This is a genomic window from Brevundimonas sp. UBA7664 (genome assembly GCF_002483305.1).
Classification (GTDB): Bacteria; Pseudomonadota; Alphaproteobacteria; order Caulobacterales; family Caulobacteraceae; genus Brevundimonas.
Window position 1 is genome coordinate 1 of sequence record NZ_DLHQ01000031.1, and the last position, 4,078, is coordinate 4,078.

Annotated in this window: 6 protein-coding genes; 3 read left to right on the plus strand and 3 right to left on the minus strand. The window is 69.7% G+C overall.

Going from position 1 to position 4,078, the window contains the following annotated elements:
- Nucleotides 1–317: 317 nt before the first annotated feature.
- Both B2742_RS08180 and B2742_RS08185 read right to left on the minus strand, forming a co-directional pair.
- Complete coding sequence (locus B2742_RS08180) at nt 318–554, minus strand: helix-turn-helix domain-containing protein (RefSeq protein ID WP_292064954.1); 237 nt, start codon at nt 552–554, stop codon at nt 318–320.
- On the minus strand, nt 554–1,054 hold the full coding sequence (locus B2742_RS08185; RefSeq protein WP_292064956.1) for a DUF2975 domain-containing protein: 501 nt from the start codon (nt 1,052–1,054) through the stop codon (nt 554–556). Before B2742_RS08185 ends, B2742_RS08180 begins: the two co-directional genes overlap by 1 nt.
- 101 nt (nt 1,055–1,155) lie before the next feature.
- On the opposite strand from B2742_RS08185, the gene B2742_RS08190 reads away from it, so the two are divergent.
- The 3 genes from B2742_RS08190 (at nt 1,156) to B2742_RS08200 (ending at nt 3,493) form a co-directional block, all read left to right on the plus strand.
- Nucleotides 1,156–2,097: an ABC transporter ATP-binding protein gene (locus tag B2742_RS08190; RefSeq protein WP_292064959.1), complete on the plus strand. Its 942-nt coding sequence runs from the start codon at nt 1,156–1,158 to the stop codon at nt 2,095–2,097.
- A complete protein-coding gene (locus B2742_RS08195; protein WP_292064961.1) occupies nt 2,097–2,837 on the plus strand; it encodes an ABC transporter permease in 741 nt (246 codons plus the stop codon). The genes B2742_RS08190 and B2742_RS08195 overlap by 1 nt, the downstream gene beginning before the upstream one ends.
- A gap of 248 nt (nt 2,838–3,085) precedes the next feature.
- Nucleotides 3,086–3,493 carry a YkgJ family cysteine cluster protein gene (locus B2742_RS08200; protein WP_292064965.1) on the plus strand — a complete coding sequence of 136 codons (408 nt, stop codon included), beginning with the start codon at nt 3,086–3,088 and terminating at the stop codon, nt 3,491–3,493.
- Between the two features lie 7 nt (nt 3,494–3,500).
- On the opposite strand, the gene B2742_RS08205 is transcribed toward B2742_RS08200, so the two are convergent.
- On the minus strand, nt 3,501–4,078 hold a 578-nt coding region (locus tag B2742_RS08205), incomplete at its 5' end, for a hypothetical protein (protein WP_292064968.1).

The following is a 4,078-nucleotide window of genomic DNA, read 5'->3' on the forward strand; positions in this document are numbered from 1 at the left end:
GCCCTCCCCACCGACGGGATGGGCGGATTGTGCGCGGGTCTCCAGCTAGGGCGGGATAAGGACGCTGCTTTTTTGGGAAGACGCGCAGAGTCAGTGAGTTGGCGCGCTCCGATATGCTGGCAATCGGCGGATTGTCAGCGGAGCGTCAAGGGTCGCGGACGCCTTCGGAGAGCCGAGGTTCATCACAACGGGCACCACGAATTCACAAAGGACACGACGGGGCCGGCCGGGGGAGATGGCGGACCGCCCCTGGCCGGCCGACAGGGGCCTCGTTGAAGGCGTCTCGATCCCGGGCGCCGATGACAGAGGCCGGGCGCTCATTCCTCCTCGGCCGCCAGCAGGTCGGCGGGGTCGTGGTCGTAGTCCAGCAGGTCCTTCGGCCGGCACTCCAGCGCGGCGCACAACTTGGCCAGGGTGCGGAAGCGGATGCCCTTCACCTTGCCCGAGCGGAACAGCGACAGCTGGGTCTCGCTGAGCCCCACCTGCTGGGCGAGATCCCGCGCCTTCAGGCCCTTCTTCACGATCATCTGGTCGAGGGTGACGCGGATCGGCATCAGATCATCTCGTCCAGTTCGGCCTGGACCTTGCCGGCCTGCTCCATGACCCCGCCAAGCAGGAACAGGGCCCCGCCGATCATGCCCAGCGTCATGCCCGCGACGTCGAAATGGGCGAAGCCGCCCCGCCCGCCCTCGATCAGGCGCATGAGGTTGGTCACGCCGAAGACGCTGAGCAGACCGCCGACGCCGAGGGCGAGGCCGACGCGGCGCAGGGCCGAGGCCAGGGTGGGCTGAATCAGGCGGCCCTTGGCCAACTGACCCATGGCGGCGCCGATCGACCAGACAGCGAACAGGTAGAACAGGGTGGGCAGGGCCCAGATGATCTGGGTCAGCCAGCCGGCGGGGGCGCCCCGGTAATCGCCGCGCGCCATCAGGATCCCCGGCGCGAGCAGATACATCAGCGCCAGCAGGGCTCCGACGCTGACCACCATGAAGACCGCCAGCCAGCGAAACTGGGCGCAGCGTTGGCGGAAACGGGTGATGTCAGTCTGGCTCATGGCGAAAGTCCGGGGCGAGAATCTGTCTTATCTTTAATCTTGACTTAAAGACGCAGCGTTTGCAACTTTATGTCCGACTTAAACGAAACGAGACGCAAGCGATGACGGCCGCCATCCAGACCCGCGCACTGACACGGCGCTTCAAACGCCATCTGGCGGTCGACTCCGTGTCGATGACGGTGCCCGACAAGGCCGTCTACGGCTTTCTGGGCCGCAACGGCGCGGGCAAGACGACCACGTTGAAGATGCTGCTGGGCCTGATCCGGCCCACCGGCGGCTCGGCGCGGATCTGCGGCGTCGATGTCGCCGAAAACAGGATCGGCGCGGCGGCGAAGATCGGCGCCCTGCTGGAAGCGCACGGCTTCTACGTCAATCTGTCGGGCCGCGAGAACCTCGACCTGACGCGGAGTCTGCTGGGCCTGCCGAAGACCGAGATCGACCGGGTGCTGGAGGTGGTCGAGATGCGTGAGAACGCAAACCGGCGAGTGTCGGACTATTCCCTCGGCATGCGCCAGCGGCTGGGCCTCGCCCGGGCCATGCTGGGCGCGCCGCCGGTGCTGATCCTCGACGAGCCGACGAACGGCCTGGATCCCGACGGCATCGCCGACATGCGCCGCTTCCTGCGCGCCCTGCCCGACCGGACCGGGGCGACGGTGCTGCTGTCCAGCCATCTGCTGGGCGAGATCGAGCAGACGGCGACCCACATCGGCATCCTCAGCCACGGACGGCTGGTGCTGGAGGGCGAACTGGGCCGGCTGAAGGCCGACCTCGCGCCCGAGATCGCGTTCCAGACCGACGACGCCCCCCGGGCGACGGCGCTGGCCCGCGCCCGCGGCTTCGACGTCCTGACGGCCGACGACGGCCTGGTCGCGCGGCTCAAGCCCGGGGAGGATGCGCGCACCGCCTCGGCGTCGCTGAACCGCGCCCTGATCGAGGCCGACATCGCCGTCTTCGCCATCGGCGCCCGCTCGCGGTCGCTCGAAGGCATCTACCGCGAGGTGTCCCCGCCCGCGACCGCCAAGCCCCAGCCGGAGTTCGCCTGATGACCGCCTCTCCCTTCCTCGCGCCGCTGTTCGTCGAGGCGCGAAAGCTGAACCGCTCGCTGGCCGCCCTGCTGGCGGTCGCCGCCCCGGCGCTGATCGCCATCTTCACCTTCTTCAACCTGCTGCGCGGCAAGGCCCCGCAGGAATGGGACATGTGGATGATCAGTTCGGCCGGCATCTGGGCCTTCTTCATGCTGCCGATGAGCGTGACGGCCCTGACCGCCCTCGTCGCGCACATGGAGCACGGGCCGAAGTCCTGGGATCACCTGCGCGCCCTGCCCCTGCCCCGCTGGCGGATCTACGCCGCCAAGATGATCTGCGTCCTGGTGGTCGTGGCCCTGATGAGCGCGGCGGTGCTGGTGATGACCTGGGGCGCGGTGACCCTCGGGGCCATGATCAAGCCGGCGGTGGAGCCGAGCGGCGTGTTCGATCTGGCGAGATACGCCGGACTGTTCGGCCAGATGTTCCTGGCCGGTCTGCTGATGATCTCGATCCAGCTGTGGGTCGCCCTGCGCTTCGCCAGCTTTGTGCCCGCGCTGGCCGTCGGAATCGGCGGGACCTTCTTCTCTGTGGTGGCGACCTCAGCGAAACAGGGGGTCTTCTTCCCGTGGCAGATGCCGGTGAACATGCTGGCCACCGAGGCCTGGCGCGTACAAACGGCGCTGGGGCTCGGCCTGGGTCTGGGCGCCGTGGCCCTCGCCGCCGCCCTGGTGCATCTGAGCCGCCGCGAGGTGCTGTGACGCCAGCCGGTCCTCGCGCATCAGCAGGGACAGGGCGGCGCCGCCGGCCATCAGCACGATCATCCTGCGACTCCCGCAACTGCGAACGGTTCGCAGGTTTGCGCAGAAGGTCCGGCCATGGCAAGCCCGGATGTCTGCGGCGGCCGGACAGGAGCATCACCCGTGCGTGAAATCGGAAAGCTGGACGATCTCCCCTTCCACGGGTCCGTCGACGGCCAACCGACGCTCCGGTCGAAAGCCTGATCCAGGTGGACAAGTCCTGCGGCGACTGCGGCCTGTGCTGCAAACTGATGGGCGTGACCGCCCTGGCCAAACCCGCCGGCAAATGGTGCCGCCACTTCAGCAAGAGCGCGGGCTGCGCCGTCTATGAAGACCGGCCCGACGATTGCCGCGTGTTCAACTGCCTGTGGCTGCTGACCGAGGCGCTGGACGAGGACTGGAAACCGACCACGGCCGGCTTCGTCCTGCACAGCGAACAGGGCGGCGCCCGGCTGGTGGTCGAATGCGACGCGGCCCGCCCGCACGACTGGCGGCGCGAACCCTATCAGGCGACGCTGCGCCGCTGGGCCGCCGCCCCGGGGCAGGAAGTGCTGGTGTTCGCCGGCCCGCGCGGCTTCCGGCTGGGCGAGACCGACACGCCGGTGCGGCGGGTCTGACGCCCCTTCAGCGGATATCCACCGACTGGGCGATCTGTTCGGCCAGGGCCCGGTCGTCGCCGTCCAGGCTCATGGTCCAGACGTGGATCTCCCGGGGCGCGTCCGGACGCTGGAACAGATGCTCCATGGCGTGCCGCACGCCGTCCTCGGTGGCGACGATCGAGGCCCGGCCGCCGACCTCGAGCATCTGGCCGCTGTAGATCGGGAACTGCGACGCCGGACCGGCATAGACCATGACGAACGACCGCTCGCCGCGGCGGATCGTATAGATGCGGAAGTCGGGACCGGGCCGGCCGGTGACGATCTCGAAGCCGGCCGGCAGGTCCACCGAGAACGGCAGGGCCGCGCGCGCGGCAGAATCCAGCACGGTCACGGCGGGCGCGGCGGCGGGCGGCGGGGCCGGAGTCGCGACCGGCTCGGGCGCCGGAGCGGGCGCTACGGTCGGCGCGCGCGCCGGAGACACTGGGGGCGGCTCCACCCGGGGAGCCGGCGTCGGTGAGACGGGGGCTGGGGCGTCGGGGCCGCTCGCGGCGCGACCGCGGTTGGTACGGGTGCGGCCGGTCGCGGCGTCGGCGCAACCACCGT